This window comes from Mucilaginibacter sp. OK283, assembly GCF_900110415.1.
Taxonomy (GTDB): Bacteria; Bacteroidota; Bacteroidia; order Sphingobacteriales; family Sphingobacteriaceae; genus Mucilaginibacter.
Map to the genome: position 1 here is coordinate 1,019,369 of NZ_FODR01000001.1, position 21,382 is coordinate 1,040,750.

Genomic DNA, 21,382 nt, shown 5'->3' on the forward strand with positions numbered 1-21,382 from the left:
ATGAGATCATCCAGCGATGTAAAATCAGTAAAATCGATCCTAACCGGTGGAATCACCAATAAAAACTAAAACAAGATGAACTTATCTATCTGCTCGTTGGTAAACTTAATGGTATCGGCGTTTAACAGCTGGCCGGTTCCGTCAAACTCTTTGTGGATGCCTGATACGTGGAGTTTAAGAGCCATCACATTCAGGTGTACATAGTGGCAAACCCCGGTAAAATGATCGATGCCCCGGATGTTGCCGTATTTGCCCGATGACACGCCAACCAGCGCTGCCTTTTTATCATAAAAACTCGCCGGAAAATCGCAGGCGTCAATAAAAACTTTTAGTACGCCGGGGTAGCTGCCATTGTATTCGGGTATTACAAATATAAACTTATCGGTTTGGGTAATGATTTTCTGAATTTCGGCAAATTCAGGGCTTCTTTTGCCGTAAAGGTCGGTTTCAATAAGATTTGGCGGTAATTGGGACAATGAAAGTAAACCCGCTTCAACTCCCTTTTCCTGCAGTTTTTGCTGATAATATTTGGCCATTTTTAAGGTAGAACTGCCGGGACGGTTGGTTGATGCGATGATTGTAATCATTCTTTTTAATTAGTGAATTAATGAATTAGTGATTGAGCGATTTTGAATAAGAACAACTTTGTAATAGCTTAAGCCTTAATTATCAGCGTTCAAGCTAATCACTAATTCACTCAATCACTAATTCGCTAATTAAACGAATATGTTTGTAAATTGACTAAACCTGTGGATTTCCTAATTGTTTAATTCCGTATCTTTATCACCAGATAAAAACTTTACGAAAGTAGAAATTTCTGACCCTACTTTTCGTTTATATAAATCATTGTAACATCAAAATTTTTTATACTATAGAATGAGTAAAATTATTGCTTTAGCCAACCAGAAAGGTGGCGTAGGAAAAACTACATCATCTATAAATCTGGCTGCAAGTTTGGCCGTATTAGATTTTAAAACATTATTGGTTGATGCCGATCCGCAGGCAAACTCTACCTCGGGTATCGGTTTTGATCCACGCAACATAAAAAACAGTATTTACGAGTGCATTATTAACCAGGTTGACCCGCACGAGGCTATCCAGAAAACGGAGACCCCTAATCTTGACTTGCTGCCTGCCCATATTGACCTGGTAGGTGCCGAGATTGAGATGATTAACCTGAGTGGCCGCGAGTACAAAATGAAACAGGTATTTGAGGCCGTGCGCGATGAATACGATTTTATTATAATTGATTGTTCGCCTTCGTTGGGTTTAATCACCATCAACGCGTTAACCGCAGCCGATTCGGTAATTATACCGGTACAGTGCGAGTACTTTGCATTGGAGGGTTTGGGTAAATTGTTAAATACCATCAAAATTGTGCAATCGCGCCTTAACCCGCAGCTGGAAATTGAAGGTATATTATTAACCATGTACGATGTGCGCCTGCGCCTGAGCAACCAGGTGGTTGATGAGGTGAAAACGCATTTTGAGGATATGGTTTTTGATACCATTATACAGCGTAACACTCGTTTAAGCGAAGCGCCAAGCTTTGGCGTATCTGTTATTATGCACGATGCTACCTGTAAAGGTGCCATCAATTATTTAAACCTGGCCCGCGAAATTATCCAGAAAAACGGCCTTGTAAAGGCCGAAGCAACAACGGTAACAGCAACAGTATAAGTAAATGAGTAGTGAAAGAAGAAACGCCCTGGGCAAAGGATTAAGTGCGCTGTTGAATGACTCGGTAAACGTACAACCATACCAAAACAAAAATACCAAAAAGGAAGAGGCATCAACTTCGGCCGCCGAGGTGAGTAGCCTGGGCTCGGTTAATGAGATCAGGCTGGATGAGATAGAGGTTAACCCTTTTCAGCCACGTACTGATTTTGATGAGCTTGCCTTAAATGAACTGGCCGACTCCATCAAACTGCAGGGCCTTATACAGCCTATAACTGTTAGGCGTATCAACGCACATAAATACCAGCTGATATCGGGCGAACGCCGTTTCCGGGCGTCAAAGCTGGCCGGGCTAACCCAATTGCCTGCTTATGTACGTACGGCCAACGACCAGCAAATGCTGGAAATGGCCCTCATTGAAAACATCCAGCGCGAAAACCTGAACGCTATTGAAGTAGCCCTGAGCTTTCAGCGGATGATTGAGGAATGTAACCTGAAACAAGAAGAACTGGGCGACAGGGTAAGCAAAAACCGGTCGACAGTTACCAATTACCTGCGTTTATTAAAATTGCCGCCAAGCATCCAGGCATCCATCCGCGATGGGGCGCTTACCATGGGCCATGCCAAGGCGCTTATCAATATTGATGACCCTGCCAAACAATTATATTTACACCAGCATATTATTCAGCAGGGTTTATCCGTTCGCAAGGTGGAAGAGTTAGTGAGGGAGATGCAGAAGGCGCCGGTTAAAAAAGAAGGCAAACAGCCCGAGCCGGTATCCTATCAACTGCAAAAAATCCAGGACGATCTGGCTTCAAGGTTTAGTTCGCGGGTAACCCTTAAAGTTGGTGCCAAAGGCAATGGGGTTATCGAAATCCCCTTCCTGTCGGAAGATGACCTGGGCCGTATCCTCGAGATGCTGGACTGGTAAGTAGTGAGAATCAGGATGCAAGAGTCAGGAATCAAGATAGAAAATGATAGGCTGTTTTTTGTGCGATTCGGATAGATGTAATTAAAATACAAGAAATAAAAGGCCGGCCGCTGATAAATATTTATCGGCGGCCGGCCTTTTTGTATAATAGTTAATACGTACATAATAATTAGTGATTAAACCTGTTAATGATTTGTTTAATAAGGTGTTTTTGTAATGGTTGGATATAGCTTCTTAATCCGGCTATAAAAATTACCTTTGTAATCAAATAAAATCAGGCCTCTTATCACTGTTTTAAAGGCCCGGGTTTATTAAAATTTTATCAGCTGCATGTATAAATATTTGTTAATTACTGGTTTTATGATGCTGTTTGCCTTTGCCGCCACAGCGCAGCAACAGCACACAGATACGGCATCGGTAACCAAAAAAGATACTATTAAAAAGGCATCAGGTACTACGCCGGGTTCCTTTGCGCCGCCTATAAAAAAAGAGAAAGTATACCATCCCGATACCACCCATAGTCCGCATAAGGCGGTAATGCATTCGCTGATGATACCCGGCTGGGGGCAGTTGTACAACCACCGTTGGTGGAAAGTGCCTATTATTTACACAGGTATTGGTTTGCTGGCGTCTGCGGTTATATTTAACCAGCGGTATTATAACGAGTTTAATGTACTTGCCCATTACTATAAAAGCGGGGTAGCCCCGGTAAAGGGCGATGCCTATTATGCCGAGTATATAGCTTATACAAGCAACCAGGTGCCCGCCCAAAATATATATGATGCGCTCGACAGCTATCGCCGCAACCGCGATTTAAGTATCCTGGGTATTTTGGGTGCATGGGGCATTCAAGCCATTGATGCCTATATTGATGCCAAGTTTATTCATTCGTACTCGGTTGATAATAACTTTGGTTTTAAAGTTAGCCCGGGCTTAATCAACCAGCCGGTTTATGCGCAAACAGCATTCGGTAGCTATATTCCGGCTGTAAAAGTTACCTTTACGTTTTAAGAGCACATTTATAGTTTAGCTATCAACGTGATTCAGGGGGCTAAGGACCAGCTATCAACATGACGATGAAAAGGGTTAACACAAAAATTCCTGTAATTATTGCAAATTAGCCTATTATTGTTTTCTGTCTTGAATCCTGACTTTAACATCACGATTCTTGATTTTAACTCAACACATACATTAAAAATGAAAATAGCGTTACTGGGCTACGGAAAAATGGGCAAAATGATTGAAAAAATTGCCCTTAGCCGCAATCATGAAATTGTTTTAACTATCGATCACGAAAACCTGCACGAGCTTACTGCCGAAAACCTGCAGAAGGCCGATGCCGTAATTGAGTTTAGCATGCCGGCAACGGTATTGGCCAATATCCAGCATTGCTTTAATGCCGGTGTACCCATAATAGTAGGCACCACCGGCTGGTATGATAAATTGGATGAGGTAAAACAACAATGCCAGGATAGTAACGCTTCATTAATGTATGCCACTAATTTTAGCGTAGGGGTAAATATATTTTTCCATATCAATAAGATGCTGGCCAGGGTGATGAATAACTATCCCTACTACGATGTACAGGTAGAAGAGATTCACCACATGCAAAAACTGGATGCCCCAAGCGGCACCGCCATTACCATTGCCGAAGGGATTATCGATAACCTCGACTCCAAAAAAGACTGGCTGAACGTGCTGACTACAGATGACCGGCCCGACGACGAAACCCCGCTGCCTGACCAGCTATTGATAGAATCGCTGCGGATTGACAGCGTACCCGGCACGCATACCGTTATTTACGATTCGGAGGTGGATACTATCGAATTTAAACATACCGCGCATAACCGTAGCGGCTTTGCCCTTGGCGCGGTATTGGCCGCCGAATGGATACAGGGCAAAAAAGGATTTTACACGGTTGATGCCATGTTCGATTTTAAAAGCTAACCCCAGTTTTTATCAATGGATATAGCGGGTTACGCAGGCGTTTATTTGCTGTTGGCCCCTGTATTGTTATTGATGCAGGTTGGCCTTTGGAAGCTGTTTCAAAAAGCCGGCCGCCATGGCTGGGAATCGTTGATCCCGGTATACGCTACCTATGTAATGCTAAAGTTAAGCGGCAGGCCTGTGTGGTTGCTGCTGCTGTTATTGATACCAGGTATCGGTTTTATTGTAACTATTGGCATCACCATTGATTTTGTGAAAAGCTTTGGCAAAACAAAAATGCGCCAGATAGCCGGCGCGGTACTTTTGCCATTAATCTTTTTGCCCAAATGGGGTTTTGATGAAAATACCCGGTACCTGGGCCAATCGGCCAGCGATGAGTTTCGCGAAGAATATCACCACCTTTTACATAAATCATCGGCCCGCGAATGGGCCGAGACTGTTTTTTTTGCTGTGTTGGCTGTTACGCTTATCCGTTTGCTGCTTATTGAAGCTTATACCATACCATCTTCATCTATGGAAAGCTCGCTCATGGTGGGCGATTACCTGTTTGTGAGTAAGCTTAACTACGGCGCCCGGTTGCCTATAACACCGGTTTCATTTCCGTTTACACATAACACCATGCCCGGCATGGGTATCAAATCATATTGGGGTGGCATCAAATTCCCATACTTTCGGCTGCCGGGTTTTGGCGATATCAAAAAGGGCGATGTAGTGGTTTTTAACTTCCCGATGGAGGCCGATTCGCCATGGTACCGGCCGGTTGATAAGCGCGAGCATTACATTAAACGTTGCGAGGCAACCCCCGGCGATAATGTGAGGTTGATAAGCGGCCAGGTGTATATTAATGGCCAGCCCGTACCACCACCGCCTAATGCCGAGATGGAATATGCCATACACACCGATAGCAACACATTTAACTTAAATCCCGAGCTGATTTATAAACTTCATATATCCAATATCCAGGGCTTTACAAGTACCGATTATCTGATGACCATGACGCGGCAATCGTCGCTGGCGTTAAAAAAAGTTGGGGGTGTCAAATACATCAGGCCTAATATCCAGTTTGGGGGCGTGTATGATCCCGAAGTATTTCCGCATAATCCGGGCCACCGCTGGAATGTGGATAATCTTGGCCCCTTTACCGTGCCCAAACGCGGCCTAACAGTAAAATTGGACACGCTTAACCTCCCAATTTACCGCCGCGCTATCGAAGTTTACGAAGACAACAAGCTACAGGTAAAAGGCGGCACCATCAGCATCAACGGCCACCAAACCAATACCTACACATTTAAAATGGACTACTATTGGGTGATGGGCGATAACCGGCACAATTCCATCGACTCCCGCTTCTGGGGTTTTGTACCCGAAGACCACATTGTAGGCAAAGCCATCTTTGTTTGGATGAGTTGGGATACCAATGCCCCTTTTACCGATAAAATACGCTGGGACAGGGTGATGCGAATAATCAGGTGATGTTTTTAGATGTGTAGATTGTGGATGTGTAGTTTGTGGATGTGCAGATATGCAAATTTCAGATGTGCAGATGAAATCCCCATGCCATACGGGTGAGCTGCGGCCGGGCTCGAAAAAGTAGCAATGATTTGGTTTAAAATGAGGCTGTTTTGGTTTGTTCTGTTTATAGCCATATGTTTTGTTTGCACATCGGGGCTTGTTTAACACGAATCAGAGGCGTAGCCTTGGCCAATTTTGTAGCCACGGGTTTTAACCCGTGGAGAAAACGAAGAAAACGAGTGAGCGCCGTAGGTTCGATCCATATGAGCAATGCGTATATGTCGTTCAAGATTGCCCTGAAAAGTACCTGCAAATAGTATTAGGTATCAGATTTTTGAAGTAAAGAACCATATTTTTCAACTTTCGGACTTCCCGACAAAAGACTTTCGGACTTAATCTTCATATTGCCTTTTTGAAATTGCATATTTGCACCGCTAAGCGGGTAACATATTGCTTACATGGTAGTCATAGGGAAATAATTAATAATATATTCATCAAAAAATAGACAAATTTGTGAAATATAAGTGTGCATTGATCTTATTCATCTGCACATCTGAAATTTGAAATTTGCACATCTGATCAAAAATGAACTGGAAATTCTGGAAGAAAAATAAAACCACGCCGAAAAAGAAAAAAGGGGCCATCCGTGAGTGGGCCGATGCCATTTTATTTGCAGTTATAGCGGCCACCCTTATCCGTACGCTTTTTATTGAAGCCTATGTAATCCCCAGCGGATCGATGGAAAGCTCATTGCTAATTGGCGATTACCTTTTTGTAAGCAAGGTTAACTATGGCGCACGGATGCCTATAACACCACTGGCCATACCGTTTACGGCCCACACCATTCCGTTTACCGAAACCAAATCGTACCTGGATGTGAAATTGCCTTACTATCGCCTCCCAGGCCTTAGCGATATTAAAAAAGGCGATATAGTGGTATTTAACCTGCCAATGGAGGCCGATTCGCCATATTACCGCCCGGTTGACAGGCGCGAGAACATTATTAAACGCTGCCAGGGTACGCCCGGCGATACCTTAAGCCTGGTAAATGCGCAGGTATACATCAACGGCAAACCCGAACTGGCTTCGGTAACCGGCGAGATGGCATATAAGGTAAAAACCGACGGCAGTACAATTAATCCCGAACTGATCAATGAACTGCATTTGACCGACATAGCTTATTACGAAAATTCGACTACCGATTTTAGAACAAACACCACGATAGAATCGGCCAATAAGTTGAAAAGTTATTCCAATATTAAGTCGGTAACGCCTGATATTGCTATTAAAGGCGTGGTTGATGATTTTAACCCGGTTTACCCGCTATCGCACCCCGACTATAAAATAGGTGCTATGCCTCGCTACGGCTGGAATGTAGACAACTTTGGCCCCGTTATCATCCCCAAAAAAGGGTGGACGGTTAAGCTGGATAGCCTTAATTTTCCTATATACGGCCGCGCTATTGCCGTTTATGAACATAATACAGTTAAAGTTAATGGCAAGGATATTTTTATAAACGGAAAAAAAGCCGATACTTACACCTTTAAAATGAACTATTATTGGATGATGGGCGATAACCGCCATAACTCCACCGATTCGCGCTATTGGGGCTTTTTGCCCGAAGATCACGTAGTTGGCAAAGCCTTGTTTACCTGGATGAGTATTGATAGTACGGCATCGTTTGCAAATAAAATAAGGTGGAGCAGATTGTTCAGGGGTATAAAATAGCTGTTACTTAAAGAAAATATATAGTGAATATTATAATTGCGTTTTTGTTATTTGTTGTTCTGCCTTTTATTGGTTTATATAAATTATTTGAAAAAGCCGGCAGGCCGGGTTGGGAGGGTGTAATACCCGTTTATAATATTTACGTAATGATAAAACTGAGTGGCAGGCCATTATGGTGGCTGGCACTTATGTTATTGCCAGGGTTAAATATATTGGTGTTTATTGGCCTTATGGTCGACTTTTTAAAGTCGTATGGCAAGTTTTCATTGAGCGAACATATTGGCGGTGTTGCCCTGCCCTTTATATTTTTGCCAAAATGGGGTTTTGATAACGATACTAAGTACGTTGGCCCATCGGTCAGCCTGGAGTTTAGGGAGAAATATAAAAAGGCACTTAAAAAGACCGTTGCACGCGAGTGGGCCGATGCCATTATTTTCGCGGTGATAGCTGCTACACTGATTCGCACGCTGTTTATTGAAGCGTACGTAATCCCGAGTGCATCTATGGAAAGTTCGTTACTTATTGGCGATTACCTGTTTGTGAGCAAGGTAAACTATGGCGCACGGTTGCCCATGACACCTGTAGCCTTTCCGTTTGCACACCATACCATGCCCCTTATTAATACCAAGGCTTATTGGGACGGCATCGAGTTGCCTTATTACCGCCTGCCCGGTTTAAGCGAGATTAAAAAAGGCGATGTGGTGGTATTTAACTACCCTATGGATGCTGATGCGCCTTTGAGCCGCCCGGTTGATAAACGCGAGAATTTTATAAAACGCTGCCAGGGCACACCCGGCGATACGCTTAGTGTGGTAAACGCGCAGGTGTTTATTAATGGTAAAGCCAAAACAACTCCTGTAAATGGCGAAATTACTTACCGTGTACAATACGACGGGACGGCAATTAACCCCGACCTGATAAGTGAATTGCACCTGGCCGATATTGCCACAACGGATAGGGCTAATGAGTTTATAACAAACACTACGGTAGCATCGGCCAATGCTTTAAAAGGGTACGCGAATATTAAGTCGGTTACACCCGATTTGACTAAGCCCGGCGCTTTTGACGGGTATACTGTTTTTCCGTTGAAATACCCTAACTATAAAATTACCCCAAGTTTCCCCCGTTTTACCTGGAACCAGGACAACTACGGACCTATCATTGTGCCTAAAAAAGGCTGGACGGTAAAGCTGGATAGCTTAACATTCCCGGTATACGGCCGCGCTATCGAAATTTACGAAGGCAACAAAGTTGAAGTGGTTGGTAAAGACATCCTGATTAATGGTAAAAAAGCAGATAGCTATACCTTTAAAATGAATTACTATTTCATGATGGGCGATAACCGCCATAACTCTGAAGATTCACGTTTCTGGGGATTTGTTCCCGAAGATCATATTGTTGGCAAAGCCCTGTTTATCTGGATGAGTGTTGATGACCAGGCCAGCTTCCTGCACAAGATCAGGTGGAGCAGGTTGTTTAATGTTATTAGATAGGGACTAAAGTCAAAATTCAAAAAAAGGGCAGTAAGCTAATTGGTTTACTGCCTTTTTTGTTTTTTATAATATAAACGATTGAATAAGCTGAATTAGACTTACGAAGTACGCGGCTTGCCTTTGGCCTTTCACCTTTCGCCTAAAATCCGTCCAGTTCCTGCAGTAATCCCAGGCCTGCTTCCCATGTTCCTAAACCAGATGCCGCGTTAATGTGGCTGGCGCCGCCTATGCTCACCAGTTTGCTGCCCCAGGCATCGGCAAATAGTTGGGCACGCTCGGGCGTTACATAAAAATCATTGGTACTCATTACCGTGGTGCTTTTAAATGGCAGCTTTATCAGCGGCACGGGTGCAAAGCCGGTTGTTCCGGTTGGGTAGCTTTGGGCTTCTGTGTCGCTTGGGGCAACCAGCAGGGCAGCTTTGATGGCTACGTTATATTCCTTTGCCCAGTAGGCTATAGTGGCGCAGGCCAGGCTGTGGCCTACCAATATCACATCTTTAGGGTCATGTCTGTCTACATAAGCCTGCAGGGTAGTTATCCAATCGGCACAAACGGGTGTTTCCCAGTCCTGCTGTTCAACGCGGGTGAAACCAAACTGCTTTTCCCAAATCGATTGCCAATGCTGCGGCCCCGAATTACCCAGGCCCGGGATGATGAGGATAGTTGATTTAAACATGATTTTACAAAGTTAACAGGCTTTTTGAAACCTTAACGCCGCGTTCCAACTCCCCCTTCAGGAGGCTGGGGGGCTTCCGCCGCTTTTTTAATTTCCTGGTTACGTTGTTTCAGCAAGCGGGTCATATATCGTTCCAAAAACAGGAAGTTAGCTATAATTCCTAAATATCCCAAGGGGGCGTCAAACATAAAAATATCCTTCATCAGGGTTTGGTTATTGATGGGATAAAAATAATGTTCGTGACGGAAGGCTTTAAATGCTCCCCGAACCATTTCATCGGTGAAGTATTTGGGATAATCCATTTCGGTAACCTTCGAGGTTAAGGTTTGCCAGATGCCGAAGTGCTTTGCCCGCCAGGTAACGGTTTCGCCCAGTTCAATAAGGCCACTGGTACGCCCGGCAACGGCCGTTTCGCCGCTTTGCTGCATCGAATCTACATGCATATCAATGCTCCTGGCCAGATCGAAACACCGGGCAACGGGGGCGTTAATGTGGGTGGCTAATTCGATAATGGGCATGGTAAATAAAATTAAGCCATCATGTCATTGCGAGGTACGAAGCAATCGCGAATTTGCAAAGCGGAAATGCAAAGTTTGCGATTGCCACGTCGTTCCTCCTCGCAATGACATGTTTTTTTTCAACAGAAACCCTGATTAAAATTCCGCATTCTTTGGGAACCTTGGGAAAGGGATCACATCGCGGATGTTGCCCATACCGGTAACAAACAGCACCAGGCGCTCAAAGCCTAAGCCAAAACCAGCGTGAGGGCACGAGCCAAAGCGGCGCGTATCCAGGTACCACCAAAGTTCATCCTTAGGGATGCCCATTTCGTCCATGCGTTTTTCTAACAGATCCAAACGCTCTTCACGTTGCGAACCGCCAACAATTTCGCCTATGCCCGGGAAAAGGATATCCATAGCGGCTACCGTTTTACCATCGTCATTCTGGCGCATGTAAAACGATTTAATCTCCTTAGGGTAATCGGTAAGGATCACCGGTTTTTTAAAGTGTTTCTCAACCAGGTAGCGTTCGTGCTCGCTTTGCAGATCGGTTCCCCAGCCTTCCACGATATATTGGAATTTCTTCTTTTTGTTCGGTGTCGATTCTTTTAATATTTCGATAGCCTCGGTGTAGGTAAGGCGTTCAAAATCGTTATCTAAACAAAAGTTCAGCTTCTCTAACAAAGTCATGTCAGATCGCTCGTTCTGTGGTTTTTGCTTTTCTTCTTCGGCCAGGCGCTGGGTTAAAAACTCAATATCATCGGGACATTTATCCAGCGCGTATTTGATCACGTATTTCAGCATGTCCTCGGCAAGGTCCATGTTGTCGTGCAGGTTGTTAAAGGCCACTTCCGGCTCAATCATCCAAAACTCGGCCAGGTGGCGGGTAGTGTTTGAGTTTTCTGCACGGAATGTTGGGCCGAAAGTGTAAATATCGCTCAGAGCCATAGCGCCCAGTTCACCTTCCAGCTGGCCGGATACGGTAAGGTTGGTTGATTTACCAAAAAAATCCTGCTTGTAATCTACCTCGCCGGTATCTGTTTTAGGGATGTTGTTTAAATCGAAGTTGGTTACGTGGAAAGCTTCGCCAGCGCCTTCGGCATCTGATTGGGTGATAACCGGGGTATGCAGGTAAATAAAGCCACGCTCCTGGAAAAACTGGTGTACCGCGAATGCCAGGCTGTTACGCAGGCGGAATATCGATCCAAAGGTGCTGGTACGGAAACGCAGGTGGGCGTTTTCCCTTAAAAACTCCAGGCTGTGTTTTTTGGGCTGGATAGGATATTTTTCAGGATCGCTGTCGCCTAAAATTTCGATATCTGCTGCAATAACTTCAACCGTTTGGCCTTTGCCTAATGAAGCGATGAGTTTGCCCGATACGCTTAGTGCCGCGCCAACTGTAATGCGTTTTAGCAAAGCAGGATCGGTGTTTTCAAAATCAACAACAATCTGGATGTTATTATTAGTTGAGCCATCATTCAAAGCAATAAAACGATTTGACCGGAAGGCGCGAACCCATCCTTTAACTGTTACATCAATATCCGTTTGCTGGCTTTGCAGCAATGCTTTGATCTTTGTGCGCTGACTCATAATAAAGTATAAATTTTAGAGCCGCAAAAATACAATTAATTCTGTAACCGCACTTTGAATTTTCCGTTTAAAAAGCGGATGCTGTCTGGTTGCCCGGGCCCGCCGGCACCGGTCATCCGCGTAAAATGTAGCTCAAAAAAGCCCTGGATTATCTTGTCCTTTTCATTAGCGCCAAATACGGCAATGGTGCTGCCTTGTGTTAAACTAAGTTTATAGCTGCTTACAGTAAGGTTGTTTTTAACAAAGGTATAATAAGCCTCGTTGCTTTTTAATTCGTAATAGCCCAGGCCATCAAACCGTATTTTAAAACCAAACCGCTCTTCTGTGCCTGCAATAATATTACTGCCCGATACGATGAAGGTATCTTGTTTAATGGCCGAATTTGAAGGAGGGATATTCCAGGCTGCCCCGTTTTTATCGGCCAGGATAAAATCCTTGTACACCGGGAAATCGCAGCACTTTTTTTTAGCGCACGAATTCAAAAGCAATAAGGTAGCGTAAAAAAATGAAAGCAGGCATTTTTTCATAACGGTGAAACAGCAGTGGGTTGGTAATAAAGGTTGTACTAAAGGTATACAAATTAAGGGATATGCTTTAAGGTATTTAATTGGGGCACAAAGTTGCCCTATGATATATTCGACGGTTAACGCGCCCGGATGATGACCTATTTGCTTAAGTTTGCCGCTCAATAAATACGTTATCATGAACCCTAAAGTAAGCCTGGTTATTGGCATTTTATGCATCTCGTTTTCGCCAATATTTGTGAAGCTTGCAGGGGTATCGCCAATTGGCTGCGCATTTTACCGGGTGTTTTTTGCCTGGCTTTGTTTGCTGCCCTATTGCATTATTAAAAGCAAATTCCGGGTTAAAAAAAAGCAATTGGTAATTGCCATCATAGCGGGCATAATTTTCGCCGCCGATGTAGCCGTTTGGAATTTATCGCTGTTAAAAATAAGCGCCACCGTCTCAACGCTGATTGCCAACCTGGCGCCGGTTTGGGTTGGGTTGTTCAGTTTCCTGTTATTCAAAAAAAGTTCGGGCAAGTTGTTCTGGATAGGTACCGTGGTGGCCATAGCGGGCATGGTGGTGCTGGTAGGCTATCAGCATATTTTACACCTGGAGCTTAACGCAGGTATTTTGCTTGCCGTACTGGCCAGCCTGTTTTACGCTACGTATATCATGACATCAAAAAACATCATGGGTGGCATTGATGTTTTTACCTTTATGTTTTACAGCATGATGGGGGCAAGCGTGTTCCTGCTGGTTGTTAATAATTTTATGGGCACAAGCATTTTGCATTTCCCGGTAAAAGTTTGGCTGTGCTTTTTAGGGATGGGGGTAATTTGCCAGCTTGTTGGCTGGCTTACCATTAATTATTCTTTACGTTACCTCGAATCGACCAAGGTATCTATCGCCTTGCTGAGCCAAACTGTTTTTGCCGCCATACTGGCCGCTATTTTACTGAACGAAAAGCTGGAGCTGAACGAGATCATCGGCAGCGTAATTGTGCTGGCCGGTATTGCGGTAACATTTTTAAAGCGCAGGCAAGCAAGCATGGTTTAGGTTAAGGATATAATTTATTACCTTCAATTAATGAATTTTTTTCCCTTCGAAAACCTTGTCATTTTAACTCCGCATCAGCCGGCCGAGGTTGAAGCGATTTTGCAAAAGGTAGTTAAACCACGTCGTGAAAGCTTTGAATCTTGGAAGGTTTATCATAAAGATGCGCCATTATATATTGGGGATGTTTACGACATGAAATTCAGGTTTCAGCGTCCACGATACCATGATCGTAATGATACACTGGTGGTAAAGGGAGTTATTCAATCCGAAAACAATGAAAGCCAGCTTAGCCTGAAAATTTTCCCGTCGGCTATTATAGTCTTTCCAATTATCATGTTTCTTGGTTGGGAGGCTGCATTTATATCTATTGCAAACTCTTCAGCAGATAATTTTAGCCGTTGGCTGCCATTTATATTTCCCATGGGCGCATATTTCCTATTTATTGTTTTGTTTAAATATGCGGTAAGCGGCGTAAGGACAACCTTGCTCAAGTTAATGAATGGCAAGCTTGCAAAACGTTAAGCTATAATTTTAAACCCCTCGCCATCAAATAAAAGTGTAATTTAACGTTTGCGGATTTAGGGCAACGCGCATCTTTGCCTACATTTGCATTTTAGCGCATGATCATAAAATCCACCATCGACCGTATTATGGAAGCCACCGACATTGTGGAGGTGATAGGGGAATTTGTGCAGTTAAAAAAGCGCGGGGCCAACTATGTGGGCCTTTCGCCATTTGCCAATGAGCGTACACCATCGTTCACGGTATCGCCTGCTAAAGGCATTTTTAAAGATTTTTCTACGGGTAAAGGCGGCTCGGCAGTTACTTTTTTAATGGAGCTGGAAAAATTCAGCTACCCCGAAGCCTTAAAATGGCTGGCCAAAAAGTATGGCATCGAGGTAGAGGAAACCGTTGAAGCCCCCGAAAACCGGGAAGAAGACCTGCGCCGCGAAAGCCTGATGATTGTATCGGGCTATGCCGCCAAATTTTTTCACGAAAGTTTGCTTGAAACAGACGAAGGTAAAAGCATCGGCTTAAGTTATTTTAAAGAGCGCGGCTTCAGTAACGATATCATCAAAAAATTTGAGCTGGGCTACTCGCCCGATCAATGGGAAGCGTTTACCGGCAGCGCCCTGAAGGAGGGTTATAAAGAACAATTTCTGGTAGATAGTGGCCTGTCTGTAAAACGGGATAACGGTACTTTGTATGACCGTTACCGTGGCCGGGTAATGTTCCCGATACATAATTTTACCGGTAGGGTTATCGCGTTTGGCGGCCGTACCTTAAAAAAAGATAAAAACGTACCCAAGTATGTAAACTCGCCCGAGAGCGAGATCTACCATAAATCAAACGTACTTTACGGCTTATATTTTGCCAAAAAGGCCATCCGCGAGGAAGATAACTGCTACCTGGTTGAAGGCTACGCCGATGTACTTTCGGTAGTGCAGGCCGGTATCGAAAACGTGGTGGCATCGTCGGGTACATCCTTAACCGTTGAGCAGATCAAGCTCATCAGCCGGTTTACCAAAAACATTACCATTTTATATGATGGCGATGCGGCGGGCATAAAAGCGGCCATCCGCGGGCTGGATATGATCCTGGAGGAAGGCCTTAACGTAAAAGTGGTTACCTTTCTTGATGGGCACGATCCTGACTCGTATGTGCAGGCCAATGGCTCAAGTGCGTTTAAAAAATACATCGAGGATAATAAAAAGGACTTTATCCTTTTTAAGGCTAATACACTGCTAAAAGATGCAGGCAACGACCCGATAAAAAAGGCTGGTGTTATCCGCGAGATTGTAGAAAGTATTGCCAAAATTCCCGATTCCATCAAGGCATCGGTGTTCATTAAAGAGTGCAGCTATATTTTGCAGATTGATGAACGCGCGTTGCTATCCGAGCTTAATAAAATGCGGCAGGCCAAATCCAAAAAGGATGGCCAGCAACAGCAAAATCATAACCGCTACCAGCCGGAGATGCCGCCTGATGAGCCTCATTTTTTTGACGAGGTTGATCTTGCACCAAGCGCCCCTAAAAAAGAATATTTCCAGGAGAAGGAGGTCATCCGCCTGCTGTTATTATACGGCAGTAAAATGATTGACTGGGATGGCATTGCCAATACCTACATTGGCCCCTTTATGATAGCCGAGCTGGGCGATGTTACCTTTGAGCATGAAACCTGCAAGCTGTTTGTTGAACTTTATCAAAAAGAAGTTGAAAACGGTATCCTGCCCGAGGATAGTTATTTTATCCACCACAAGGATAAAGGCATTGTTGATATCAGCATTGATTTACTGAGCTCCAAATATACCCTGAGCGAAAACTGGTACGATATGCACAAGATCATGATACATGACGAGCAGCATAATATGAAGGCCACTATCCTGGGCGCTATTTTTCACCTTAAAAAGCATAAGGTTGAGGGAATGCTGGATAACCTGCGGATTGAACTTAAAAATGCACAAACCGAAGCCGACCAGGAAATACTGCTTAACCAGTATATGCGCATGAAAAAGGTTGAAAAAAGTATCTCCGACTTTTTGGGGTCAGTAATTATCAAATAATGGCCCAACACCTTGATCTTGGTCGCGCGGGCGAGGCTTTAGCCAAAACACACCTGGAAAATGCCGGTTATGAGATCCTGGACGAGAACTGGACACACGGCAAAGCCGAAATTGACCTGATTGCATATAAAGACAAGGTTATTATATTTACCGAAGTGAAAACGCGCACCGGCACCGGCTTTGGCATGCCCGAAGATTTTGTTGATGCGCGCAAGCAAAAGCTACTGGCCGATGCCGCCGATGAATATATTTACATCATGAACCACCAGGGCGAGGTGCGGTTTGACATCATTGCTATTTTGTTTGATAAGGATAAAAATTATATACTAAACCATATCGAAGACGCGTTTTGGCCGTCGGGCACATTATGAAAAACATGAATAACACATTAAAGATATTTTTTGCAGCAGGTTTACTTTTGGCTTTGGGCTGTAACAGTTGCAAACAAAAACCGGCCGATAACGGTGTCGATTATACGATCAGCCCGGAAGCGGGCACTACTTACAAAGCGGGCGATGTAGTAAAAGTAAAAGTGGGCCTGCCTGCCGATACCAAACCCGATTCGGTAGTGTACCTAATGGAAGAAACCCGTTTAGGCGTAGCTAAAGATTCATCGGCCATCAGCGTGAAAACAGATACCATCCCCCTGGGTATAAAATTGATAACCGCCAAAGTTTACCAGGCAGGTAAAAGCCAGGATGTAAGCACCAATATATTGCTGCTGGCTGCAAAAGCACCTGAGGCTTATACTTATAAAGTAGAGAAAACTTATCCGCATGATACCAGTTCATACACCGAAGGACTGGAGTATTTAGATGGGATTATGTATGAAAGTACCGGTGAGGCTGGTCATTCTACTATTCGTAAAAACAATCTCGAAACCGGAAAAGCCATACAACTCACTAAATTAGGGGATCAGTATTTTGGCGAAGGGCTGTCAGTTGTTGGGAATAAGGTGATTCAGCTTACCTACCGCGAAAAAGTTGGTTTTGTGTACGATAAAAGTTCCTTGAAGCTGCTTAATACTTTTCCCAATAATGTTGGAGCCGAAGGCTGGGGCATGTGTTTTGACGGTAAAAAGCTTTACATGGACGATAGCACCAACAAAATCTGGTTCCTGAACAAGGATACTTACCAGGAAATGGGATCAATCAATGTATGCGATGATAAAAAACAAATAGATTCGGTAAACGAATTGGAATACATTGACGGAAAGCTATATGCCAATGTTTACCAAACAGACGATATCCTGGTTATAAATCCGAAAACAGGTGCTGTTGAGCAAAAAATTGACATGAAAAACCTGTACCCCGAATCGGAACGCCCCGCTGGCCGCGATTGGGGTAACAATGTACTTAACGGCATAGCTTATGATGCTGCAACCAAACGTGTTTTTGTTACCGGAAAAAAATGGCCCAAAATGTACCAGGTAAAGTTTAGCCCTAAAGCCCAATAAGCCCCCTAACCCCCTGAAGGGGGAACGAATGTGCGGATATGCAGATTTTTAAACAACAAAGGCCGGTTTCGAAGAAACCGGCCTTTGTTGTAATATGCTAATCAAAAAGCTCCCCCTTCAGGGGGCTGGGGGGCTTGGCTGCGTTCTTACCGCCACGCCTTATACAAATTAATCAACCCATTAGTTGATGAATCATGGCTGCTTATTTCGCTGTCGTCCTTCAATTCCGGCAGAATTTTGCCTGCAAGTTGCTTACCTAATTCAACACCCCATTGGTCAAAGCTGTAAATATTCCAGATAATGCCCTGAACGAAGATCTTGTGCTCATACATGGCAATTAACGAACCCAGGCTGTGCGGGGTGATTTTTTTAAGCAGGAATGAATTTGTTGGGCGGTTGCCTTCAAATACTTTGAATGGCGCTATAGCTGCAATTTCTGCTTCGGTTTTGCCGGCGGCTTTTAATTCTTCAATAACCACTTCTTCTGTTTTGCCGTTCATCAATGCCTCTGTTTGGGCGAAGAAGTTTGATAGCAACATGTTATGGTGCTCGCCAAGCGGGTTGTGCGATTGCGCCGGAGCTATAAAATCGCAAGGGATTAGTTTGGTACCCTGGTGAATCAATTGGTAAAAAGCGTGCTGGCCGTTGGTGCCGGGCTCGCCCCAAATGATTGGGCCGGTTGAGTACTCCACATGTTTGCCGTTACGGTCAACATGTTTGCCATTGCTTTCCATATCGCCCTGTTGAAAATAGGCGGCAAAACGATGCATATATTGGTCGTACGGTAAAATGGCATTGGTTTCGGCTTCGAAGAAGTTATTGTACCAGATGCCCAAAAGCGCAAGCGTTACCGGGATGTTTTCTTCAAACGGAGCAGTTTTAAAATGGTTATCTGTAGCGTGTGCGCCATCCAGCAACCGGGCAAAGTTATCAAAGCCGATGCTTAAGGCAATTGACAAACCAATGGCGCTCCATAACGAGTAACGACCACCAACCCAATCCCAAAACTCAAACATATTTTTTGTATCGATACCAAATTTTTCCACAGCGGCAGCATTGGTTGATAAGGCAGCGAAGTGTTTGGCTACATCAGCCTCGGTAGCACCGGCAGCTAAAAACCAGTTACGGGCGCTGTGGGCATTACCCATAGTTTCCTGGGTGGTGAAAGTTTTGGATGCTATCAGGAATAAAGTAGTTTCGGGGTTAACCGCTTTTAATGTTTCGGCTATGTGCGTACCATCAACGTTACTTACAAAATGCAGGTTAAGGTGGTTTTTGTAAGCTTTTAATGCTTCGGTAACCATTACAGGGCCTAAATCAGAGCCACCTATACCAATGTTTACCACATCGGTAATAGGTTTGCCGGTATAACCTTTCCAGGTGCCGGATATAATGGCTTCGCTGAATTCTTTCATGTGGTCAAGCACCCTGTTAACATCGGGCATTACATCCTTGCCATCTACATATATAGGTGTATTGCTACGGTTACGAAGCGCAATGTGCAGTACCGGACGTCCTTCGGTTACGTTGATGGTTTCGCCGGCAAACATGGCTTCTATTGCCTTATTTACAGAACATTCTTTGGCCAATTGTATTAATAAAGCTATAGTTTCATCGTCGATGCGGTTTTTAGAATAATCCAGCAGGATCTCCTCAAACTGGATAGAAAATTTATTAAATCGCTGATCATCAGCATCGAATAATTCTTTCAGGCTTTTTGATACGATATCAATGTAATGGTCGGCTAAATATTTATAGCTCTGGGTGGTTGTGAAATCGATATTTGGCAACATAGTTGAAGTGTTTTTGACAAAAGTAACAAGTTAATTGTTAGATGGATATTATTTATCAAACTTACTATTCTCAGTGTTATTTTAACACTACGCACATAGTGTTTAGTTTACACCTTTAAATTGCGAATTTTTAAAAAATATTTGCAAATTGTTTGGAGATTTAAAATTATTATTTAATATCTTTGTATTGTTGGTAATCAAATGAGTGATTTATCATCAATTTGTAAATTTCGGTATAAAATTGTTGCTGCTTATGTTTGGAAAACTTTTTTTGCTTGTAAAAAATAACGCCGGGACGGCTGTTATTAACAACCCCTCAATCCCTGTAAAACACCACGAAAGCGTGCTGATTGAAGCATCGAGCGCTATCATCGAGGTATTAAAAGGACAAATGGAAAACGGTAAATTGAAAGATTTAGTGAAGTATTTTCGCTCGTCGGGTATTTACAATCAATCATTGGTATCCAGTATGGTTAGCAGGTTTGCCAACCGGCTCAATACTTTTTATCATATCGACCCCGAGCAGGCGATGATCGCGTCAAAAGCATTGATTCCGGCTGTGATGACCGAGCTTGTAAAAGCTTCAAAAAGCGAGCAGGTTAAAGAATTTGGCCTTAAAAATATGCTTACCAAGCTAAATGGTAACCGAGCCGACTTAAGTTTGCTGGTTGACCGCGCTATGGTTGCTTAATATATTCATCTACCTTTTAAAAACGGGTCTGCAGGTTGCTAAACAATTTGCAGGCCTTTTTTTATTTATGCCGATAATCTAATTACCTATATTTGCCACATGACTAAAGAACAGATTCAGGATTTAAGGGATAGAGCAGCTTCCCTGAGGAGGCATCTTTGACATCGACAAGAAATTAGAGCTACTAAAAGCTGAGCAGGAAATAACCATTGGCCCGCATTTTTGGGATCACCCTAAAGAGGCCGAAAAGGTACTGGCATCCATCAAAGTAAAAAAAGTTTGGACAGATGAATTTCAAAAAGTATTGGCGGTAATTGAAGATACCGGCGTGCTGTTTGAATTTTACCAGGGCGGTGATGCTACCGAAGCCGAAATGCTGGAGCAGTATAATATGGCTATAAAGGCCGTAGAAGAGCTTGAATTTAAAAACATGCTGTCGGCCGAGGAAGATCAGTTTAACGCCGTACTGCAGATAACAGCAGGCGCAGGCGGTACCGAAAGCTGCGACTGGGCCGGCATGCTCATGCGTATGTACATTATGTGGGGCGAAAAAAACGGCTACAAAGTTACTGAGCAGGATTACCAGCCCGGCGATGTGGCCGGAGTAAAGACCGTAACCCTGCAATTGGAGGGCGATTTTGCCTACGGATACCTTAAAGGCGAAAACGGCGTACACCGTTTGGTCCGCGTATCGCCATTTGATGCCAATGCAAAGCGCCATACTTCGTTTGCATCGGTTTATGTTTATCCTTTGGTTGATGATACCATCGAGATTGATATTAACCCGGCCGATATCGAGTTTGAAACCTTTCGCTCGGGCGGTGCCGGAGGACAGAACGTGAACAAGGTAGAAACAGCCGTGCGTTTATACCACAAACCGTCGGGCATTATTATCAAAAACCAGGAGTCGCGCTCACAGTTGCAAAATAAGGATAATGCTATCCGCTTGCTGAAATCGCAGCTATACGAAATTGAAATGCGCAAGCGCATGGAAATAAGTAACGCTATTGAGGGTAACAAAAAGAAAATAGAATGGGGGTCGCAGATCCGCAATTATGTTTTGCACCCTTACAAGCTGGTTAAAGATTTGCGTACCGATCATGAAACCTCAAACGCCGCCGCCGTATTGGATGGTGAGCTTAACGAGTTTTTGAAGGCTTACCTGATGGAGTTTGGCGGGCCGAAGAGTTAGTAGTAAGTATCAAGTAGTAAGTATCAAGATCGCTTTTGCGTTCGTAAAAAATAGCAATATGATAGCGAT

20 protein-coding genes are annotated in these 21,382 nt (G+C 43.9%); 14 read left to right on the forward strand and 6 right to left on the reverse strand.

Going from position 1 to position 21,382, the window contains the following annotated elements; all coding sequences use genetic code 11:
- Positions 1-65: 65 nt before the first annotated feature.
- Positions 66-587 carry an NADPH-dependent FMN reductase gene (locus tag BMX56_RS04350; RefSeq protein WP_090641195.1) on the reverse strand — a complete coding sequence of 174 codons (522 nt, stop codon included), beginning with the start codon at positions 585-587 and terminating at the stop codon, positions 66-68.
- 289 nt (positions 588-876) lie between these two features.
- On the opposite strand from BMX56_RS04350, the gene BMX56_RS04355 reads away from it, so the two are divergent.
- The 7 genes from BMX56_RS04355 (at position 877) to lepB (BMX56_RS04390) (ending at position 9,288) form a co-directional block, all read left to right on the forward strand.
- Positions 877-1,680, forward strand: coding sequence for a ParA family protein (locus BMX56_RS04355; RefSeq protein ID WP_090641197.1), 804 nt, complete (start codon positions 877-879; stop codon positions 1,678-1,680).
- Positions 1,681-1,684: 4 nt separating this feature from the next.
- The gene (locus BMX56_RS04360; RefSeq protein ID WP_090641200.1) at positions 1,685-2,608 is read left to right on the forward strand and encodes a ParB/RepB/Spo0J family partition protein; all 924 of its coding nucleotides are present in this window, start codon (positions 1,685-1,687) and stop codon (positions 2,606-2,608) included.
- Between the two features lie 330 nt (positions 2,609-2,938).
- The gene (locus BMX56_RS04365) at positions 2,939-3,619 is read left to right on the forward strand and encodes a DUF5683 domain-containing protein (RefSeq protein ID WP_090641202.1); all 681 of its coding nucleotides are present in this window, start codon (positions 2,939-2,941) and stop codon (positions 3,617-3,619) included.
- 186 nt (positions 3,620-3,805) lie between these two features.
- A complete protein-coding gene (gene dapB, locus BMX56_RS04370; protein WP_090641204.1) occupies positions 3,806-4,555 on the forward strand; it encodes a 4-hydroxy-tetrahydrodipicolinate reductase in 750 nt (249 codons plus the stop codon).
- A gap of 15 nt (positions 4,556-4,570) precedes the next feature.
- Positions 4,571-6,028, forward strand: a complete 1,458-nt coding sequence (gene lepB / locus BMX56_RS04375; protein ID WP_090641205.1) for a signal peptidase I — start codon at positions 4,571-4,573, stop codon at positions 6,026-6,028.
- A gap of 624 nt (positions 6,029-6,652) precedes the next feature.
- Positions 6,653-7,795 carry a signal peptidase I gene (lepB, locus tag BMX56_RS04385; protein WP_090641209.1) on the forward strand — a complete coding sequence of 381 codons (1,143 nt, stop codon included), beginning with the start codon at positions 6,653-6,655 and terminating at the stop codon, positions 7,793-7,795.
- A 23-nt stretch (positions 7,796-7,818) separates the two neighbouring features.
- Positions 7,819-9,288 (forward strand): signal peptidase I, encoded by a 1,470-nt coding sequence (gene lepB / locus BMX56_RS04390; protein ID WP_255369768.1) that lies wholly within the window; start codon positions 7,819-7,821, stop codon positions 9,286-9,288.
- A gap of 139 nt (positions 9,289-9,427) precedes the next feature.
- Here the strand turns inward: lepB (BMX56_RS04390) and BMX56_RS04395 are convergent, their stop codons facing one another.
- The 4 genes from BMX56_RS04395 to BMX56_RS04410 form a co-directional block, all read right to left on the reverse strand.
- Positions 9,428-9,964 (reverse strand): RBBP9/YdeN family alpha/beta hydrolase, encoded by a 537-nt coding sequence (locus BMX56_RS04395; protein ID WP_090641211.1) that lies wholly within the window; start codon positions 9,962-9,964, stop codon positions 9,428-9,430.
- 32 nt (positions 9,965-9,996) lie between these two features.
- The gene (locus tag BMX56_RS04400) at positions 9,997-10,482 is read right to left on the reverse strand and encodes an SRPBCC family protein (protein ID WP_090641213.1); all 486 of its coding nucleotides are present in this window, start codon (positions 10,480-10,482) and stop codon (positions 9,997-9,999) included.
- Positions 10,483-10,617: 135 nt separating this feature from the next.
- The gene (gene asnS / locus BMX56_RS04405) at positions 10,618-12,054 is read right to left on the reverse strand and encodes an asparagine--tRNA ligase (protein ID WP_090641215.1); all 1,437 of its coding nucleotides are present in this window, start codon (positions 12,052-12,054) and stop codon (positions 10,618-10,620) included.
- Between the two features lie 35 nt (positions 12,055-12,089).
- On the reverse strand, positions 12,090-12,581 hold the full coding sequence (locus BMX56_RS04410; RefSeq protein WP_090641216.1) for a hypothetical protein: 492 nt from the start codon (positions 12,579-12,581) through the stop codon (positions 12,090-12,092).
- 175 nt (positions 12,582-12,756) lie between these two features.
- Here BMX56_RS04410 and BMX56_RS04415 point away from each other — a divergent pair, with 175 nt between their 5' ends.
- From BMX56_RS04415 to BMX56_RS04435, 5 genes are all read left to right on the forward strand, one after another.
- On the forward strand, positions 12,757-13,617 hold the full coding sequence (locus BMX56_RS04415; protein ID WP_090641217.1) for a DMT family transporter: 861 nt from the start codon (positions 12,757-12,759) through the stop codon (positions 13,615-13,617).
- Between the two features lie 30 nt (positions 13,618-13,647).
- Entirely contained in the window at positions 13,648-14,139 is a 492-nt protein-coding gene (locus tag BMX56_RS04420) for a hypothetical protein (protein ID WP_090641234.1), read from the forward strand.
- Positions 14,140-14,237: 98 nt separating this feature from the next.
- The gene (dnaG, locus tag BMX56_RS04425) at positions 14,238-16,181 is read left to right on the forward strand and encodes a DNA primase (RefSeq protein ID WP_090641242.1); all 1,944 of its coding nucleotides are present in this window, start codon (positions 14,238-14,240) and stop codon (positions 16,179-16,181) included.
- A complete protein-coding gene (locus BMX56_RS04430; RefSeq protein WP_090641244.1) occupies positions 16,181-16,552 on the forward strand; it encodes a YraN family protein in 372 nt (123 codons plus the stop codon). Before dnaG ends, BMX56_RS04430 begins: the two co-directional genes overlap by 1 nt.
- 5 nt (positions 16,553-16,557) lie before the next feature.
- Complete coding sequence (locus BMX56_RS04435) at positions 16,558-17,637, forward strand: glutaminyl-peptide cyclotransferase (RefSeq protein WP_255369769.1); 1,080 nt, start codon at positions 16,558-16,560, stop codon at positions 17,635-17,637.
- 146 nt (positions 17,638-17,783) lie between these two features.
- Here BMX56_RS04435 and pgi read toward each other — a convergent pair whose 3' ends face one another.
- Complete coding sequence (gene pgi, locus BMX56_RS04440; protein WP_090641249.1) at positions 17,784-19,430, reverse strand: glucose-6-phosphate isomerase; 1,647 nt, start codon at positions 19,428-19,430, stop codon at positions 17,784-17,786.
- Between the two features lie 253 nt (positions 19,431-19,683).
- Between pgi and BMX56_RS04445 the strand changes: the two genes are divergently transcribed.
- Both BMX56_RS04445 and prfB read left to right on the forward strand, forming a co-directional pair.
- Positions 19,684-20,121, forward strand: coding sequence for a hypothetical protein (locus tag BMX56_RS04445; protein ID WP_143065358.1), 438 nt, complete (start codon positions 19,684-19,686; stop codon positions 20,119-20,121).
- 99 nt (positions 20,122-20,220) lie between these two features.
- A protein-coding gene (prfB, locus tag BMX56_RS04450; protein WP_143065359.1) for a peptide chain release factor 2 occupies positions 20,221-21,313 on the forward strand; the annotation gives its coding sequence in 2 pieces (ribosomal slippage) (positions 20,221-20,280 and positions 20,282-21,313; 1,092 coding nt in all).
- Positions 21,314-21,382: the final 69 nt, after the last annotated feature.

Excerpts from the sequence above, each read along its gene's own strand:
- BMX56_RS04350 (WP_090641195.1), bottom strand. The coding sequence starts at position 587 with ATGATTACAATCATCGCATCAACCAACCGTCCCGGCAGTTCTACCTTA.
- BMX56_RS04355 (WP_090641197.1), top strand. The coding sequence starts at position 877 with ATGAGTAAAATTATTGCTTTAGCCAACCAGAAAGGTGGCGTAGGAAAA.
- BMX56_RS04360 (WP_090641200.1), top strand. The coding sequence starts at position 1,685 with ATGAGTAGTGAAAGAAGAAACGCCCTGGGCAAAGGATTAAGTGCGCTG.
- BMX56_RS04365 (WP_090641202.1), top strand. The coding sequence starts at position 2,939 with ATGTATAAATATTTGTTAATTACTGGTTTTATGATGCTGTTTGCCTTT.
- dapB (WP_090641204.1), top strand. The coding sequence starts at position 3,806 with ATGAAAATAGCGTTACTGGGCTACGGAAAAATGGGCAAAATGATTGAA.
- lepB (WP_090641205.1), top strand. The coding sequence starts at position 4,571 with ATGGATATAGCGGGTTACGCAGGCGTTTATTTGCTGTTGGCCCCTGTA.
- lepB (WP_090641209.1), top strand. The coding sequence starts at position 6,653 with ATGAACTGGAAATTCTGGAAGAAAAATAAAACCACGCCGAAAAAGAAA.
- BMX56_RS04395 (WP_090641211.1), bottom strand. The coding sequence starts at position 9,964 with ATGTTTAAATCAACTATCCTCATCATCCCGGGCCTGGGTAATTCGGGG.
- BMX56_RS04400 (WP_090641213.1), bottom strand. The coding sequence starts at position 10,482 with ATGCCCATTATCGAATTAGCCACCCACATTAACGCCCCCGTTGCCCGG.
- asnS (WP_090641215.1), bottom strand. The coding sequence starts at position 12,054 with ATGAGTCAGCGCACAAAGATCAAAGCATTGCTGCAAAGCCAGCAAACG.
- BMX56_RS04410 (WP_090641216.1), bottom strand. The coding sequence starts at position 12,581 with ATGAAAAAATGCCTGCTTTCATTTTTTTACGCTACCTTATTGCTTTTG.
- BMX56_RS04415 (WP_090641217.1), top strand. The coding sequence starts at position 12,757 with ATGAACCCTAAAGTAAGCCTGGTTATTGGCATTTTATGCATCTCGTTT.
- BMX56_RS04420 (WP_090641234.1), top strand. The coding sequence starts at position 13,648 with ATGAATTTTTTTCCCTTCGAAAACCTTGTCATTTTAACTCCGCATCAG.
- dnaG (WP_090641242.1), top strand. The coding sequence starts at position 14,238 with ATGATCATAAAATCCACCATCGACCGTATTATGGAAGCCACCGACATT.
- BMX56_RS04430 (WP_090641244.1), top strand. The coding sequence starts at position 16,181 with ATGGCCCAACACCTTGATCTTGGTCGCGCGGGCGAGGCTTTAGCCAAA.
- BMX56_RS04435 (WP_255369769.1), top strand. The coding sequence starts at position 16,558 with ATGAATAACACATTAAAGATATTTTTTGCAGCAGGTTTACTTTTGGCT.
- pgi (WP_090641249.1), bottom strand. The coding sequence starts at position 19,430 with ATGTTGCCAAATATCGATTTCACAACCACCCAGAGCTATAAATATTTA.
- BMX56_RS04445 (WP_143065358.1), top strand. The coding sequence starts at position 19,684 with ATGTTTGGAAAACTTTTTTTGCTTGTAAAAAATAACGCCGGGACGGCT.